The 14,916-nt window shown below is 68.4% G+C and carries 17 protein-coding genes and 2 tRNA genes; 10 read left to right on the top strand and 9 right to left on the bottom strand.

The genetic code is table 11. The features are described from left to right. Positions 1-173: 173 nt before the first annotated feature. From ACX80H_RS05930 to ACX80H_RS05920, 3 genes are all read left to right on the top strand, one after another. Positions 174-2,093, top strand: coding sequence for a DEAD/DEAH box helicase (locus tag ACX80H_RS05930; protein ID WP_459311730.1), 1,920 nt, complete (start codon positions 174-176; stop codon positions 2,091-2,093). A 131-nt stretch (positions 2,094-2,224) separates the two neighbouring features. After that, positions 2,225-2,296 (top strand) — tRNA-Thr (locus ACX80H_RS05925). Between the two features lie 54 nt (positions 2,297-2,350). Further along, positions 2,351-2,424, top strand: a tRNA-Met gene (locus ACX80H_RS05920). 140 nt (positions 2,425-2,564) lie between these two features. Here the strand turns inward: ACX80H_RS05920 and ACX80H_RS05915 are convergent. From ACX80H_RS05915 to ACX80H_RS05895, 5 genes are all read right to left on the bottom strand, one after another. Further along, entirely contained in the window at positions 2,565-2,738 is a 174-nt protein-coding gene (locus tag ACX80H_RS05915; RefSeq protein WP_459311728.1) for a hypothetical protein, read from the bottom strand. Positions 2,739-2,766: 28 nt separating this feature from the next. After that, complete coding sequence (locus tag ACX80H_RS05910) at positions 2,767-3,198, bottom strand: hypothetical protein (RefSeq protein ID WP_459311727.1); 432 nt, start codon at positions 3,196-3,198, stop codon at positions 2,767-2,769. Positions 3,199-3,259: 61 nt separating this feature from the next. Beyond that, on the bottom strand, positions 3,260-4,429 hold the full coding sequence (locus tag ACX80H_RS05905) for an RtcB family protein (RefSeq protein ID WP_459311726.1): 1,170 nt from the start codon (positions 4,427-4,429) through the stop codon (positions 3,260-3,262). A 71-nt stretch (positions 4,430-4,500) separates the two neighbouring features. Continuing rightward, positions 4,501-5,175, bottom strand: a complete 675-nt coding sequence (locus ACX80H_RS05900; RefSeq protein ID WP_459311724.1) for a class I SAM-dependent methyltransferase — start codon at positions 5,173-5,175, stop codon at positions 4,501-4,503. A gap of 110 nt (positions 5,176-5,285) precedes the next feature. Beyond that, entirely contained in the window at positions 5,286-6,347 is a 1,062-nt protein-coding gene (locus ACX80H_RS05895) for a phosphatase PAP2 family protein (protein WP_459311723.1), read from the bottom strand. A gap of 161 nt (positions 6,348-6,508) precedes the next feature. Between ACX80H_RS05895 and ACX80H_RS05890 the strand changes: the two genes are divergently transcribed. From ACX80H_RS05890 to ACX80H_RS05865, 6 genes are all read left to right on the top strand, one after another. Further along, on the top strand, positions 6,509-7,558 hold the full coding sequence (locus ACX80H_RS05890; protein WP_459311722.1) for an ATP-dependent DNA ligase: 1,050 nt from the start codon (positions 6,509-6,511) through the stop codon (positions 7,556-7,558). Position 7,559: 1 nt separating this feature from the next. Further along, on the top strand, positions 7,560-8,567 hold the full coding sequence (locus ACX80H_RS05885; RefSeq protein ID WP_459311721.1) for a DUF2797 domain-containing protein: 1,008 nt from the start codon (positions 7,560-7,562) through the stop codon (positions 8,565-8,567). A 31-nt stretch (positions 8,568-8,598) separates the two neighbouring features. Beyond that, complete coding sequence (locus tag ACX80H_RS05880) at positions 8,599-8,829, top strand: hypothetical protein (RefSeq protein ID WP_459311719.1); 231 nt, start codon at positions 8,599-8,601, stop codon at positions 8,827-8,829. Positions 8,830-8,901: 72 nt separating this feature from the next. Next, positions 8,902-9,351, top strand: a complete 450-nt coding sequence (locus tag ACX80H_RS05875) for an FAS1-like dehydratase domain-containing protein (RefSeq protein ID WP_459311717.1) — start codon at positions 8,902-8,904, stop codon at positions 9,349-9,351. Between the two features lie 2 nt (positions 9,352-9,353). After that, positions 9,354-9,794, top strand: coding sequence for a MaoC family dehydratase (locus ACX80H_RS05870; RefSeq protein ID WP_459311716.1), 441 nt, complete (start codon positions 9,354-9,356; stop codon positions 9,792-9,794). After that, complete coding sequence (locus ACX80H_RS05865; protein WP_459311715.1) at positions 9,791-10,882, top strand: UDP-N-acetylmuramate dehydrogenase; 1,092 nt, start codon at positions 9,791-9,793, stop codon at positions 10,880-10,882. Before ACX80H_RS05870 ends, ACX80H_RS05865 begins: the two co-directional genes overlap by 4 nt. 34 nt (positions 10,883-10,916) lie before the next feature. On the opposite strand, the gene ACX80H_RS05860 is transcribed toward ACX80H_RS05865, so the two are convergent. Next, entirely contained in the window at positions 10,917-11,345 is a 429-nt protein-coding gene (locus ACX80H_RS05860; RefSeq protein WP_459311714.1) for a hypothetical protein, read from the bottom strand. Between the two features lie 176 nt (positions 11,346-11,521). Here ACX80H_RS05860 and ACX80H_RS05855 point away from each other — a divergent pair, with 176 nt between their 5' ends. Next, positions 11,522-12,325: an ANTAR domain-containing protein gene (locus tag ACX80H_RS05855; protein ID WP_459311713.1), complete on the top strand. Its 804-nt coding sequence runs from the start codon at positions 11,522-11,524 to the stop codon at positions 12,323-12,325. On the opposite strand, the gene asd is transcribed toward ACX80H_RS05855, so the two are convergent. The 3 genes from asd to ACX80H_RS05840 form a co-directional block, all read right to left on the bottom strand. Next, on the bottom strand, positions 12,322-13,461 hold the full coding sequence (gene asd / locus ACX80H_RS05850; protein ID WP_459311712.1) for an aspartate-semialdehyde dehydrogenase: 1,140 nt from the start codon (positions 13,459-13,461) through the stop codon (positions 12,322-12,324). The genes ACX80H_RS05855 and asd overlap by 4 nt on opposite strands. A 97-nt stretch (positions 13,462-13,558) precedes the next feature. Next, on the bottom strand, positions 13,559-14,122 hold the full coding sequence (locus ACX80H_RS05845; protein ID WP_459311711.1) for a dihydrofolate reductase: 564 nt from the start codon (positions 14,120-14,122) through the stop codon (positions 13,559-13,561). Beyond that, the gene (locus ACX80H_RS05840) at positions 14,119-14,898 is read right to left on the bottom strand and encodes a thymidylate synthase (protein ID WP_459313371.1); all 780 of its coding nucleotides are present in this window, start codon (positions 14,896-14,898) and stop codon (positions 14,119-14,121) included. Before ACX80H_RS05840 ends, ACX80H_RS05845 begins: the two co-directional genes overlap by 4 nt. Positions 14,899-14,916: the final 18 nt, after the last annotated feature.

The following is a 14,916-nucleotide window of genomic DNA, read 5'->3' as shown; positions in this document are numbered from 1 at the left end:
CAGGGAGCGCCGGCTAGAAGAAAAGTCACACATCACTGCTGAGAGAGCAGAGACCACGGTGTGACGAGGAAGTTCGGCCTCGGGATTGAAACAGTGCCGGATTTCCATGTTCATTCGGCACTGCAGGCTCCTTCCTGTCAGGCCGTCCGGCACCTACCTGAAGGAATTCTTCCGTGCCTGAAAACCTGTCCGAGCAGATCACCGATACCACCCTCGTCACCGAGACCACCGCAGCGGTTCCCGCAGCAGAGTCCGACGACGACGGCGTGGATATCCGCTTCACCGAGCTGAACCTCGACGGCCGCATCCTCGCGGCGCTGACCGACCTCGGCTACGAGAAGCCCTCACCCATCCAGGCAGCGACCATCCCCGCGCTGCTCGAAGGCCGCGACGTCGTCGGGCTGGCGCAGACCGGCACCGGCAAGACCGCTGCGTTCGCCGTGCCCGCGCTGTCCAAGATGGCGGAACTGGCCGACGTCAACGGCGGACCCAGCAAGAACACGCAGGTCCTGGTGCTAGCACCGACCCGCGAGCTCGCGCTGCAGGTAGCCGACGCGTTCACGTCCTACGCCAAGCACATGGAGGGCTTCACCGTCCTCCCCGTCTACGGCGGATCGCCCTACGGCCCCCAGCTCAACGGGCTCCGCCGCGGAGCGCAGGTCGTCGTCGGTACCCCCGGCCGCGTCATCGACCACATCGAGAAGGGTTCACTGGACCTCTCGAACCTCGAGTACGTCGTGCTCGACGAGGCTGACGAGATGCTGCGCATGGGCTTCGCCGAGGATGTCGAGAAGATCCTCGCCTCCACGCCGGCGGAGAAGCAGGTTGCACTGTTCTCCGCGACCATGCCCCCGGCCATCCGCCGTATCGCCAAGAAGTACCTGAACGATCCGGCCGAGATCTCGGTCAAGGGCAAGACGACGACCGGCACCAACACGCGTCAGCGCTACCTGCAGGTCATGGGCCCGCACAAGCTCGACGCGATGACCCGCATCCTTGAGGTCGAGGACTACGACGGCATCATCGCCTTCGTCCGTACCAAGGCGGCCACCGAAGACCTGGCGGACAAGTTGCGTTCACGGGGCTTCACAGCCGCAGCCATCAACGGAGACATTCCCCAGCAGCAGCGCGAGCGCACGGTCGAGGCGCTGCGCGAAGGCAAGATCGACATCCTCGTCGCCACGGACGTTGCAGCCCGCGGTCTCGACGTGGAGCGCATCTCGCTCGTCGTGAACTACGACATCCCGAACGACACCGAGTCCTACGTGCACCGCATCGGCCGTACCGGCCGTGCAGGCCGTTCCGGTGACGCGATCCTCTTCATCACCCCGCGTGAGAAGTACCTGCTCCGTTCGATCGAGAAGGCCACGCGCCAGCCCGTCGAGCAGATGCAGCTGCCCTCCACCGAGAAGATCAACGAGCTGCGCCTCAGCAAGTTCGCGGACAAGATCACGCAGACGCTGGCCGGCAAGGAGGTCGCGCTGTTCCGCGACCTGATCGCCACCTACGAGCGTGAGCACGACGTGCCCGCTAACGAGATCGCTGCAGCCCTTGCCGTCATGGCGCAGGGCGGCCAGCCGATCCTCGTGCAGGACATCCCCGTCGCTCCCGCCGGACAGCGCGAGCGTGCCGAGGGACGCAAGGATGCCTTCGGCTCCCGCGGCCCGACGCGCACGCTCACCGAGGGCAACGCCACCTACCGCATCGCGGTGGGACGTCGCCAGCGCGTGATGCCGGGCTCGATCGTCGGCGCCATCGCCAACGAGGGTGGCCTGTCCTCCTCGCAGATCGGCGGCATCGACATCCGTGCGGACCACAGCCTGGTGGAGCTGCCCGCGGACCTGACGACCGACCAGCTGCGCGCGCTCTCCAGGACGCGCATCGGCGGCGAGCTCATCCACCTCGAGCTCGACAAGGGACGCAAGCCCGCGGGCAACCGCGGTGCGGGCGAGTTCAAGAAGCCCTTCAAGAAGGACTTCCCGAAGCGTGACGGCGACACCCGATTTTCGGGCGACGCCAACCGCAAGCCCCGCCACGCGAAGGGCGCCGGAGCCGGAACAGGACGCTCCACCGCGCAGTCCGAGCAGTGGTAGGAACTAGCTAGGCGAAACCCCGTCGGACCCGTGCACTGCACGGGTCCGATGCGGAATCCGGGGTCCGTCCCTCATGGGGCGGTTGTCGATTTCGCACCAGCGGCTCGGAACTGGTAAAGTTTCTTGCTGTTGCCCCCCTAGCTCAGTGGTAGAGCGCGTTCTTGGTAAGAACGAGGTCACCGGATCGATTCCGGTGGGGGGCTCGTAAATGAGGGGCCCGTGACGATCATCCGATCGGTGCGGGCAGCCTCATTTAGGGCGGTGTAGCTCAGCTGGTTAGAGCGCACGACTCATAATCGTGAGGTCGTGGGATCGAGTCCCACCACCGCTACGGACAAGGCCCCGGAACTACGGTTCCGGGGCCTTTTTCGTTTTCCGGATGCCGGAAACGACGAAGCCCGGCAGTCGTGCCTGCCGGGCTTCATCCTGATGCTTCGATCTGATGCCTCGATCCCAAGGGCTGGAGGAGGGCTACCGCTTGCCTTCTGCTGCATCCTTGACGGATTGCGGGGTCTTGCGGCCCAGTTGCTGGTCGAGTGCGACCCGAAGACGTGCCTTCGCCGCTGTCACCCTCGGGGTATCGGCGGGCCGCCGGTAGCCCGCCTGCCCGGACGGGGCTTGTCGCACGCGTGCTGTATCGGTCATCGCTGCTCTCCTTGTCCTCATCCTCGTCTCATTGTCCGGCACCGCCGTCGGCCAGTCCAGCATCGGGGTCCTCCGGATTGGCCACCGGGTTGTTCACCCAGATCGCATCGAGGATCAGGCGGTCCTCCTCGGTGGCCAGGTCGCTGTACGAGAGCTGGAGGAGTGCCTCCACTCCTGCTTCCTGGCGGATCGGGTCGAGGGAGGTCGCGGCGTCGATCGCCCACTGCGTCCTGCGCCACCATTCGGCGCGGTCGTCGGCGCGCCTCTTCTGCTCCAGGGCGGCCCGGTCCGCCGTCGCGCGCTGCTGGAGGGTCGCGAAGGCCGTTCCGGCCGCCAGGACCGCCGCGATGAGCACCGCGACCGGAGCGAGGGCGCCGACGATCTCCCACCACTGCGGAGCGTCGGACGCGAGCTCCACGAGGATCGGGTCCGACGTCGGCGGAACGGTCGGGATGGACATGGCGCCAGCCTAACCGCCGCCACTCCCGTTACCGGTGCGTAGGGCCGGGATGCAGCCAGCCTCAGTCGCCCTTCACATTGATGATCTGGCGCAGCGTGTGGCGGATCTCCACCAGGTCCTTCGCATCCTGCATGACGGCATCGATGTCCTTATAGGCTGCGGGGATCTCGTCGAGGAACGCCGGGGTGTCCCGGAATTCGATGCCCCGCATGGCGGCACGGAGCTGGTCCTGTGTGAACGTCCGGCGGGCAGCGTTGCGGGAGTACTCGCGTCCAGCCCCGTGCGGGGCCGAATCCATCGCCTCCCGGTTGCCCCTGCCCGTGACCACGTAGGACCGCGTGCCCATCGAACCGGGGATCAGCCCGGGACGCCCGGCGTCGGCGGCGATGGCTCCCTTGCGGGACAGCCACACATCCTTGCCGTAGTGCGTCTCCCGTTGGGTGTAGTTGTGGTGGCAGTTGATGCGTTCGCGCTCCTCCACCGGTTTGCCGACCCAGGAGGTGAACTGGCGGACCACGCGGTCCATCATCTCCTCGCGGTTGAGCAGCGCGAATTTCTGCGCCCACATCAGTTCGCCGATGTAGCGATCGAATTCCGGCGTGCCCTCCTCGAGGTGCGCGAGGTCCCGGTGCGGCAGGGAGATCGACCGGGCAGCGCAGTAGTCCTGGGCTGCCGTGATATGCCGCTGCGCGATGCGGTTCCCGATGCCCCGTGACCCGGAGTGCAGGAAGAGCCACACGTCGTCCACTTCATCGAGGGACACCTCGATGAAGTGGTTGCCCGAACCGAGCGTGCCGAGCTGCAGGCGCCATGCCTTCACGTAGCTGGACGGGTCGAAGCCGGCCGAGCGCGCGTCGCGTTCGAGGGAGTCGATGCGGGGCTCGGCCGAGGCGCTCACCCGCTTGTTGTTGTTGCCGGCCGAGAGGGGGACGGCCCGTTCGATCGCCTCGCGCAGGACACGGCGATCAAGGCGTGCGATGTCGCGGGCGGAGTAGTCGGTGCGCACCGCGACCATCCCGCAGCCGATGTCGACGCCGACCGCTGCGGGGATGATCGCCCCGAGGGTCGGCAGGACCGAGCCGACGGCGCATCCCAGGCCGAGGTGGGCGTCCGGCATGGAGGCGAAGTGCGGGTACACGAACGGCATCGAGCTCGTCATCCGGTTCTGCGCCAGCGTCGCATCATCGATGATGCTGGCGAAATTGACGTACCTGTCGCTGATCCACTGCATCTGTCGAGGCTACCGATGAGTCCGGAGGGAGAACATGCCCCGCCTGCTCCCTCCGGGCCCTTGCGGATGCCTCAGCGGATCCGTACCGCCTGGAGCACCGCATCGTGGACGGTGACGTCAGAGCCGTCCCCCGTGCGCTCGGTACGCGGGCGGGACTCGCAGGTCCGGATGTCCCAGGCGTCGTCGAGCAGGGCTGCGATTTCCTGCGGCGTGTAGAAGAGTTCGGGCTGGGGCGGCCGCGGAATCCCGGTGCGGAGGTCCGAGGGATCGTGACCGACGATCAGCAGCGTCCCCCCGACGCCGACGAGGGACGCCAGCGCGCCGAAGATGCGTGAGCGCTCCGGTTCGGGAAGGTGCAGGAACTGGGTGGAGACGAGGTCCAGGCCATCGGGGAGCTCCGGCGAGGCCAGCAGGTCCACCTGCCGGAACTCGAGGCGTTCCGCGACGGAGGTATCGAGGTCTTCCGCGTGGGCGCGGGCGCGGGAGAGTGCGACGTCGGACACGTCGATACCCAGGACATGCCAGCCGCGGGAGGCGAGCCAGGCGGCGTCCGCTCCTTCCCCGCAACCGACGTCGAGTGCCTTACCCGGCGGCAGATGCTCCGCCACGGCCACGAGCTGTCGGTTGGGCCTGCCGCTCCAGATCCTCGGGCGCTGCCGGTAGCGGTCGTCCCAGAATTCCTGCGTGTACTCGACCCGCACGGCGTACCCCTTCCCGGTCTGCGGCGCCCCCGGATGTGGCGCCACCTGCGAACCCATCATCGGGCCCACGAGGGCGTGTGCCAAGGATGTGCTCCGGACATGCACGCCGAAGATCCGGGAATGGCTCGCCAGGCAAAGACGATCCAGCAGGTGCTTCAGGCACGCAGGCCGATCGTCAGTGACTGCCGCTCCACCTGCTGTTCAGCGTGTGCCGACCCGGATGTGGCGAGTCCTGCCAGCCAGGTCGCGAGTGCGCCGATGGCGGCACCGGCCACGACGTCGACGAGGTAGTGCCACCCGAAGTAGACGGTGGCGAGGGCGGTGAGCAGGACGTAGATCCAGAGGACGACCCGGAGGACCAGCGGCAGACGGACCAGGTGCGCGATCAGGGCGGCAGTGAAGACCACCGACACGTGAAGGGAAGCGAAGGCCGCGATGCCGTGCATGGAGTCCGTGGCATGGGGATCGGAGAGAACCCGCAGCCGACTCCGGTACAGGGATTCATGAAGGTCCGTCACGGCGGTGTGGGGCAGGTCCGTGTAGTGGATCCGCTCGACGAAGATCGGTCCCAGGGAGGGCAGCGCGTAATAGCTTGCCGCGCCGAGGATCCAGTTGAAGGACAGCGCGCTGACGTACCAGGCCCCGCGGGACAGTTGCTTGGAGCAGGCGAGGGCAGCGGCAACGGACAGCGGGACGAGATAGAGGTAGGACACATACACGGCGGACAGGACGTGGGCGCTCAGTCCTGTTCCGAGAGCATCCTGGAGTACATCCCCGGGATGGCTGCCACCGGTGAACCATCGATCGCTCTGCTGGAGAAGGGGATCCATCACCCGGTCACGGATGAAGGGCAGGAAGCTCTTCATGTTGCGGTACGAGACGTATGCGAGGTAGAAGGTGAGGATTCCCACCGAGCTGGCCACCAGTCGTGGTCCGGACCATCGACGGCGGAACTCGGCAGCAGCCAGGCCGAGGAAGTTCCGCGAGGAGGGCCGCTTGAGCAGCGTCCGCGAGGCGACGTCGACCAGGATCATCGCGGCCAGGAGAAAGGGCAGGCGGATGTAGCTGGGACCCAGGAAACCGTCCGGGTCACGCAGCGGCAGGTCGAAAGCCACGGCCGTTCCCACCGTGAAGACGGTGACGGAGGCCGCCACGGCGAAGGGGACGCGGAAGAACCCGGGGAGGACCCGCGCCGGTGCCGGGGCTTTCAGCTTCATCAGACATTTCTAGCGCAGTATGATGCCGTTCGTTAACCGTTTGTTAATAATGCCCGCTGTCACAGCGGACAGCCCATGCCCTACCCACGGGAGAGCAGCATGTCCGGAGACGACGCCCCAGGCACGAAAGTCCAAGACCCGCACCGAGGCGGGGTCATGGCATGACGGGCCAGCCGTTCCCCGTCCAGCCGATGCTGGCGAAGGCCGTGGACGCCGTCCCCGAGCCGGACAGTGTTCCGGGCGGACTGCTCTACGAGCCGAAATGGGACGGCTTCCGGGCGATCGTGAGGATCGAGGACGGCACCTGCGAGATCGGCAGCCGCGGCTCGAAGATGCTCACCCGGTACTTCCCCGAACTCGTCGACGCGCTGCTCGAGAACCTCCCCGGGCGCTGCGTCGTCGACGGCGAGATCGTGGTGCGGCAGGGCGAGCACGGTGCGGAGAGGCTGGACTGGGAGGCCCTGTCCCAGCGCATCCACCCGGCGGAGAGCAGGGTGCGCCTTTTGGCGGCGCAGACGCCGTCGTCGTTCATCGCCTTCGACCTCCTCGGCATCGACGACGACGACCTGACGGACGTCCCCTTCCGCGAGCGGCGGACGGCACTCCAGGGGATCGGGGAGTCCTTCTCCGCGCCGGTCCACCTGTCGCAGGTCACGCACGACGTCGAGCTCGCGCGGCGCTGGCTCGTCGAGTTCGAGGGGGCCGGGCTGGACGGCGTCGTGGCGAAGCCCCTCGCGGCGGCGTACGGACCGAACAAGCGGCTCATGCTCAAGGTCAAGCACCACCGCAGCGCGGACGTCGTGGTGCTCGGGTACCGGGTGCACAAGTCCGGCAAGGGTGTCGGCTCGCTGCTGCTCGGTCTGTACGACGACGACGGCGAGCTGCGGAACGTGGGCGGCATCTCGGCCTTCTCCGACAAGCGGCGCCTCGAGCTCGTGGACGACCTGGAGCCCGACGTGATGCGTGACGCCGGCGGCGAGGTCGAACTCGGCGCGACCGACCGCAACCGCTTCGCCTCCGCGAAGGACGTGTCCTACATCCGGCTGCAGCCCCGGCGGGTCGTCGAGGTGCGGTACGACCAGATGGAGGGAGACCGCTTCCGCCACACGGTGCAGTTCGAACGCTGGAGGCCCGACCGCGAGGCGCGCTCCTGCACCTTCGAGCAGCTCGACATCCCCGCGGCCTACGACCTCAGCAAGGTGCTCGCCTGAGGTGGCCGGGTTCTCGCAGGACCTCACCGCGACTCCGCCTATCCAGGCTGGAGGAACGAACCCGGCCTACCTCTGCAGCGGTGTGGCCTGGCATGCCTCGGAGCCCGTCCTGTCGCTGTATCCCGTGCCCCCGGCAGGCGCGTCCGGGGCACCGGTCCCCGAGGGCGGGGCGCACGACGACGGGACGTGGGATCTCGACCTCCCGGGGAGGAAGCTGGCCTTCGAGGTCCTGGAGGGTAGGTTCTGCCTGGGGTTCCAGCGCGTCCACGGGCGCGACGACCGGACCCGGGTGCACTGCGCGGACCAGGCGCCGGCCGAGCGCGGCTACCAGTGCGGCCGGTGCTTCGCCCAGGACGACGTCCGTTTCATGCACGACATCCATCGCTCCGGCATCGCTCCGGCCGGGCTCAAACGCTACCTCGACCAGCCCCACTGGCTGTACGTCGCGACGTTCGCGGATGGTTCGAGCAAGGTCGGCACCGCGTCGGATCCGCGGAAGCGGGCGCGTCTCGTGGAACAGGGCGCCGTCGTCGCGCAGTTCGTCGCCCATGCCGCCGACGGGAGGATCGTCAGGATCCTCGAGGACGAGGTGACCCGGACCGTCGGGCTGCAGCAGGCCGTGAGGTCCGGGGCCAAGGCGGCATCCCTCTGCGCGCCGCTGCCCTTCGCGCGACTCGAATCCATCAATGACGGCTTCGCACTGGCAGCCCGGGGGCTGCTCGAGGGCGGCATCGGGATCGACGGCTTCGAGGTGGTGTACGAGGAGTTCGATCCGCCGCCGTCATGGTCCGCCGTCCTCGGCCTCAGCGGACTGCAGCCGTACCCGCAGCCCCTCGGGAGCGGGCGGCACGGGTTCACCATCCGGGAGCTGATCGGCCCGTCTGCCCTCGTCTCGATCGACGGAGCGGACCTGGTGTTCGTGGCAGACCTCGCCCAGCTCAAGGGCAGGCGGCTGCGCTTCGGCCACTTCAGCACGCCGGTCCCCGCCGTCCAGGAGGCCCTTTTCTGAGCATCGGCCCTGACGGCCGTAGAATCGGATCATGCTGAATACGCCCTGGGAGACCGGCTCGGACCTGTACCGAAGGCTGGTGGTCTCGGCACTGGTGACCACGGCGATCGGCATCCTCATCGCCGTGGTCGGTGCCGCGACGGACCGGTCCGGTCTCGTCTTCACGGGCGTCCCGGTCATCGTGGTCGGCATGGTGTGCCATCTCGCAGGCATGGTCGTCCGCTCACGCGACGTCCGGCGCCGCAGGACGGACACGCACTGACCGGAGCGCCGACCGGCCCCAGATTCCGCAGCAGGACTACCAGCAACGCCCGACGCTTCCACCGGAGGATCCATGACCATCGACCCAGACCTGCAGGGACGCAGCTATCCCGCGGGAGACACCTACTCCGTGGGACGCGAGGCCATCCGCGACTTCGCCAGGGCCGTCAAGGCCACGCACCCGGCGCACTACGACGTCGATGCTGCGGCAGCGCTCGGGTACCGGGACCTCCTCGCCCCGCCCACGTTCGCCGTCATCGTGGCCCAGCGCGCCGACGCCCAGCTCATCAATGACCCGGACGCAGGCATCGATTTCACCCGCGTGGTCCACGCCGACCAGCGCTTCGTCCACCACCGCCCCATCCTCGCCGGAGACGAACTCGTCGCCGAACTGCACGTCGACCAGGTGCGCGCCATGGGCGGCGGAGCGATGATCACCACGCGCGCCGAGATCTCGACCGTCGACGGCGAGCCGACGGCCACGTCGACGTCATCCCTTCTCGTGCGCGGAGAGGACCAGTAACCATGGCAGTGTCAACAGATTCCCTCGAGGTCGGCCAGCAGATCGGCTCTACCACGATCGGTATCACCCGGCAGGACCTCGTGCGGTACGCCGGTGCCTCAGGAGACCTCAACCCGATCCACTGGAACCAGTCCTTCGCGGAGGGCGTCGGGCTCCCCGGCGTCATCGCGCACGGGATGTTCACGATGGGTGCGGCAGTGCAACTCGTGACCGACTGGATCGGTGACCCGGCCGCCGTCGTCGACTACCAGACGCGCTTCACCAAGCCGGTGATCGTCGAGGACACGACGGCGCTGCCCGGCGAGCCCGGCGCGGTCGTCGAGGTGACCGGCGTCGTCGGTGCGATCGACACCGAACGGTCGACCGCGCGCATCGACCTCACCGTGACGTTCGCCGGACAGAAAGTCCTGGTCAAGGCCCAGGCCGTGGTGAAACTCCCGTGACCGTCCCCGCGACGGGCACACGCCTCGCCGACCTCACGACGGCCCGCGTGGGAGGGCCTGCGCGTACTCTCGTGGCAGCGTCCACGGAAGCCGGGATCGTCGAGGCGGTCCGTGCCGCCGACGCCGCGGGGGAGCCGCTCCTGATCATCAGCGGGGGCTCGAACCTCCTCATCGGTGACGACGGTTTCGACGGGACGGTCGTCCACATCACCTCCACGGGCTTCACGGTGAACGACGACGACGCCACGTGCGGCGGCGTCATGGTCAAGGCGCAGGCAGGGCAGGACTGGGACGAGCTCGTCCGGTACACGGTGCTGCATGCGTTCTCCGGGCTCGAAGCCCTCTCGGGCATCCCCGGCTCCACCGGGGCCACGCCCGTCCAGAACGTCGGGGCCTACGGAACGGACGTGTCCCAGACCATCGCCACCGTACGGACGTACGACCGCGAGACGGACAGCATCAGGAGCTTCACCAATTTCGAGCTGGAGTTCGGCTACCGGGACTCACTCCTCAAGCGCAGTACCGTCGACGGGTCGCCGCGCTACGTGGTGCTGTCGGTCGAGTTTCAGCTGGGACTGGGCCGCAAGAGCAAGCCGGTCCGGTACGCGGAGCTCGCACGGGCCCTGGGGATCGAGGTGGGCGCCCGCGCCTACGCGAACGACGTGCGCCGCGAGGTGCTGAAGCTTCGGGCGGGCAAGGGCATGGTGCTCGACGCCCCCGATCCGGACACCTGGAGCACGGGATCGTTCTTCACCAACCCGATCGTCGCGCAGGAGGTCGCGGACCGCCTGCCGGACGAGGCTCCCCGCTATCCGTCCGGTGCCGACGGCCAGGTGAAGCTCAGTGCGGCCTGGCTGATCGAGCATGCCGGGTTCTCGAAGGGCTTCGGCCTCGCCGACGACGATGGGCATGCAGCGGCAGGAGGGCGGGCATCGCTGTCTACCAAGCACACGTTGGCCGTCACCAACAGGGGAGGTGCCTCGGCGTCGGACCTCCTGGCTGTTGCCGGGCTCGTGCGGGACGGCGTGGAACGCGCGTTCGGCATCCGGCTGGAACCGGAGCCCCTGCTCATCAACTGCAAGCTCTGAGCAGCCCGGATCGGGCCGGCCGGGCCCAGTACCCCTAGAGCACAGGGGAGCGGCGGGCCTGCTCGGCGGCGGCACGCGTGAGGACGACGTCGTCCCAGCTGTCCTCCTGCCGGACGAGCCGCCGCGAGCACAGCCACTGTGCCAGGCGGGAGGCCACGCTGATCTGGGCGAGGCGGTCGTGGAAGTCCGGGAGGAGCTGGGGGACCGCGAGGAAGCCCGGCAGGGCATGCAGCAGTTCACGGGCACCCATCACCTGGACGTACGGCTCCGCCGTGCCGAACTGGCGCTCCAGCTCGAGCAGCTCCCAGTCCGCGGGCGCCAGGCCGGCGACGGCGACGTGCTCCAGGTAGTCCCGGAGGTGGCCCTGCACCCGTTCGTACCGCAGGAGGCTCTCCGGGTGCCGCACGTGGCTGCTGCCCGCGAAGAAGCGCTTGAGGATGGTGTCTGCGTTCACGGGGTCCATGCGCACATCCTGCCGGTGCGCACCGACCTTTTCCCGCTCCGCGGCAACCGCGCGATGCACCGGCGGAATGTCCGGAATACTGGATAGCATCGGATGTCCGTGCGATCGCACGCCACTGGCCCGGTGGAGGATCGCTGCGGGCGAGGAGGACCGGAATGGCGGAACAGGGGAGCGGAATGCCCGAGCAGCAGCACGTCGCGCAGTGTCGCCCCGTCGGTGCGGCTGAAGCCCTTCGCGCGAGTACTTTCGAGGCGACGACCCTGGCCTACTCCCTCATGGACCCGGACTTCGTCATCCTGGACGTCAACACGGCCTTCGCGGAGGCGACGGGCATGGCCCGGGAGGACCTCATCGGGCGTCAGGCGTTCGAGGTCTTCCCCGAGAACCCGCTGCAGTCCGACGACGCTCCCGCACGCACCATGCGCCAGTCGCTCGAACGCGTGATCTCGACCAGGCAGCGCGACAGCATGCACATCCACCGCTACGACATCCCCGACCCCGCCCGGCCGGGTGCTTTCCTGGAGCGGTACTGGAGCCCCGTCAACATCCCGGTGCTCGACGACGACGGTGCGCTGGTCGCGATCCTGCAGCAGGTGGATGATATCACCGACTATCGAGAGGACCTCGTCAAGGTGCTCGGCTACCTGCAGGAGTCGTCGACGGGGACCTCGCCGGGAACCGGGACCGGCACCTCGACCGAGACGTCACGCCGTTTCGTAGAGTACGCAGCGACCGCCATGGCGCACTCCAGCCTCTACCACTCCGCCCGCCGGGAGGTGGAGCAGCTGCAGGAGGCGCTCGTGTCCCGGGGTGTCATCGACCAGGCGAAGGGCATCCTCATGGGCCGGTACCGGTGCAGCAGCGAGGAGGCGTTCGGGCGCCTCAAGCAGATGTCCAACGACAGCAATGTGCGGCTCCGCGACGTCGCCACCGCCCTGAACTATCAGGCGTCCGCGCCGGCGGGCCGCCAGCAGGACTAGAGGTTGCCGGTGGCGATCATCAGCATCCGGCGGAGCGGCTCGGCCGCGCCCCACAGCAGCTGGTCGCCCACGGTGAAGGCACTGATGTAGTCCGGGCCCATCTCGAGCTTGCGGACGCGTCCCACGGGGATCTCCAGCGAGCCTGTGGCTGCGACCGGCGTCAGACCGGCGAGCGTGTCCGCCTTCGTGTTGGGGATGACGCGCACCCACTCGTTGTCCGCGGCGAGAAGGGACTCGATCTCGCTGACCGGCAGGTCCTGGGTCAGCTTGAGGGTCAGTGCCTGGGAGTGCGAGCGCATGGCGCCCACGCGGACGCACAGGCCGTCGAAGGGGATGCGGGTGTCGGTGCCGAGGATCTTGTTGGTCTCCGCGCCGGCCTTCCACTCCTCCTTCGACTGCCCGTTGCCGAGGTCGCTGTCGATCCAGGGGATGACCGACCCGGCGAGGGGGACCCCGAACTGGCCGGCCTCGAGGCTGGGGTGCCGCTGCTTCGCGAGGATGGCGCGGTCGATGTCGAGGATCGCCGACGCGGGGTCGTCCAGGTTCATGGCGACGGTGCCGTGCAGCGCTCCGAACTGGTTGAGGAGCTCGCGCATGTGCCGGGCGCCTCCACCAGAGGCAGCCTGGTAGGTCATGGAGGTGCCCCACTCCACGAGTCCGTTGCGGAAGAGCCCACCCAGGCCCATGAGCATGCAGGAGACCGTGCAGTTGCCGCCGATGAAGTCGCGGACACCGCTCGCGAGGCCGGCGTCGATGGCGGACCGGTTGACCGGGTCGAGCACGATGATGCTGTCCTGCTCCATCCGCAGGGTCGATGCGGCGTCGAGCCAGAGGCCCGACCAGCCGGCATCGCGCAGCTTCGGGTAGACCTCGGAGGTGTAGTCGCCGCCCTGGGCGGTCACGATGATCGGCAGCTTGGCGAGGGTCTCGACGTCGTAGGCGTCCTGGAGCGTACCGGCGCCGTCGGCGAACGAGGGTGCTGCGCCCCCGGCGGCCGACGTCGAGAAGAACACGGGGTTGATGCGGGCGAAGTCGCCCTCGTCCTGGAGCCGCTGCATGAGGACCGAGCCCACCATGCCGCGCCATCCCACGAATCCGACGGACGGCAGGGCGGAACTCTCGGGTACTGAAGTCATGCCCTCCAGTTTAGGCGCGAGGATCCCGTCCGGTCCCCTTTGTGACTCGGGCCTCGCGCGGGCCGGGCAGGGCTGGGCGAGCCATAGCGGGCCCCGCTCAGTCCTGCCGGGTCCAGAGGCTGATGCGGTAGCGGGTTCCGCTGGAGGCTTCCAGCCAGCCGGACTCGGGGGTCAGCGCGGCGAGCGTCCAGTCCTGACCGAGGGCGGGAGCAACGGTATCGCCCTCCTCCGAGGACTCGACGACGGTGACGAGTGCGGCGTTGGCACGGGGCAGTGCGGCCGCGTAGACCCGGCCGCCGCCGATGACCCAGATCTCCTCGGCCCCCGGACTGGCCTGCGCGGCCTCGAAGGCGGCGTCCAGGGAGTCGACGACGATCGCGCCCGGCAGGTCGACGGTGCCGGATCCGGAGAGGACGATGTTGGTGCGGTCCGGCAGGGGCCGGAACTTCTCGGGGAAGGACTCCCAGGTGCGGCGGCCCATGATCACGGGGTGCCCCGTCGTCGTGGCCCGAAAGTGTGCCAGGTCCTCCGGCAGGTGCCAGGGGATCCCGCCGTCCCTGCCGATCACACCGTTCTCGGTCTGCGCCCAGATCATGCCGATCACGGGCAGTGATCGGACGGCATCGGGCACGCTCAGGGCGGGAGCGCGGAGCTCGCTCATACCGCCACCGGAGCCTTGATGGCAGGGTGGTGCTGGTAGTCGACCACGTCGAAATCCTCCAGGGTGTAGTCGAAGATGCTGGCGGGCTTCCGCTTCAGCTCGATCCGCGGGTACGGGTACGGCTCGCGGGACAGTTGCTCGGCGACCTGCTCCACGTGGTTGTCGTACACGTGGACGTCGCCGCCGGTCCAGATGAACTCGCCCGGTTCCAGGCCGGTCTGCTGGGCGACCATCAGGGTCAGCAGTGCATAGGAGGCGATGTTGAACGGGACGCCGAGGAAGGTGTCCGCCGACCGCTGGTACAGCTGGCAGGACAGCCTGCCCGGACCGCCGTCGACACCGGGCGTCACGTAGAACTGGAAGAACACGTGGCAGGGCGGCAGCGCCATGTCGGCGATCTCCGAGACGTTCCAGGCCGAGACGAGGTGCCGGCGCGAGTCGGGGTTCGTCTTGAGCGCCTCGACGACCTGGGCGATCTGGTCGATGTGCCCGCCGTCGGGCGTCGGCCACGAACGCCACTGGACGCCGTAGACCGGGCCGAGCTCGCCGTCGTCGTCCGCCCACTCGTCCCAGATGGACACGCCGCGCTCCTGGAGCCAGCGGACGTTCGAGTCACCGCGGAGGAACCAGAGCAGCTCGAGGGCCACGGACTTGAAGTGCACGCGCTTGGTGGTGATGAGCGGGAAGGACTCGCGCAGGTCGAACCGCAACTGCCGGCCGAAGACGCTCCGGGTCCCGGTGCCCGTCCTGTCGCTCTTCGCCGCGCCGTTCGCCATCACGTCGCGCAGCAGATC

The organism is Arthrobacter pasteuri (genome assembly GCF_054510955.1).
The sequence above is the reverse complement of the archived record's forward strand: the minus strand, read 5'-3'. Positions and strand labels throughout refer to the sequence as shown.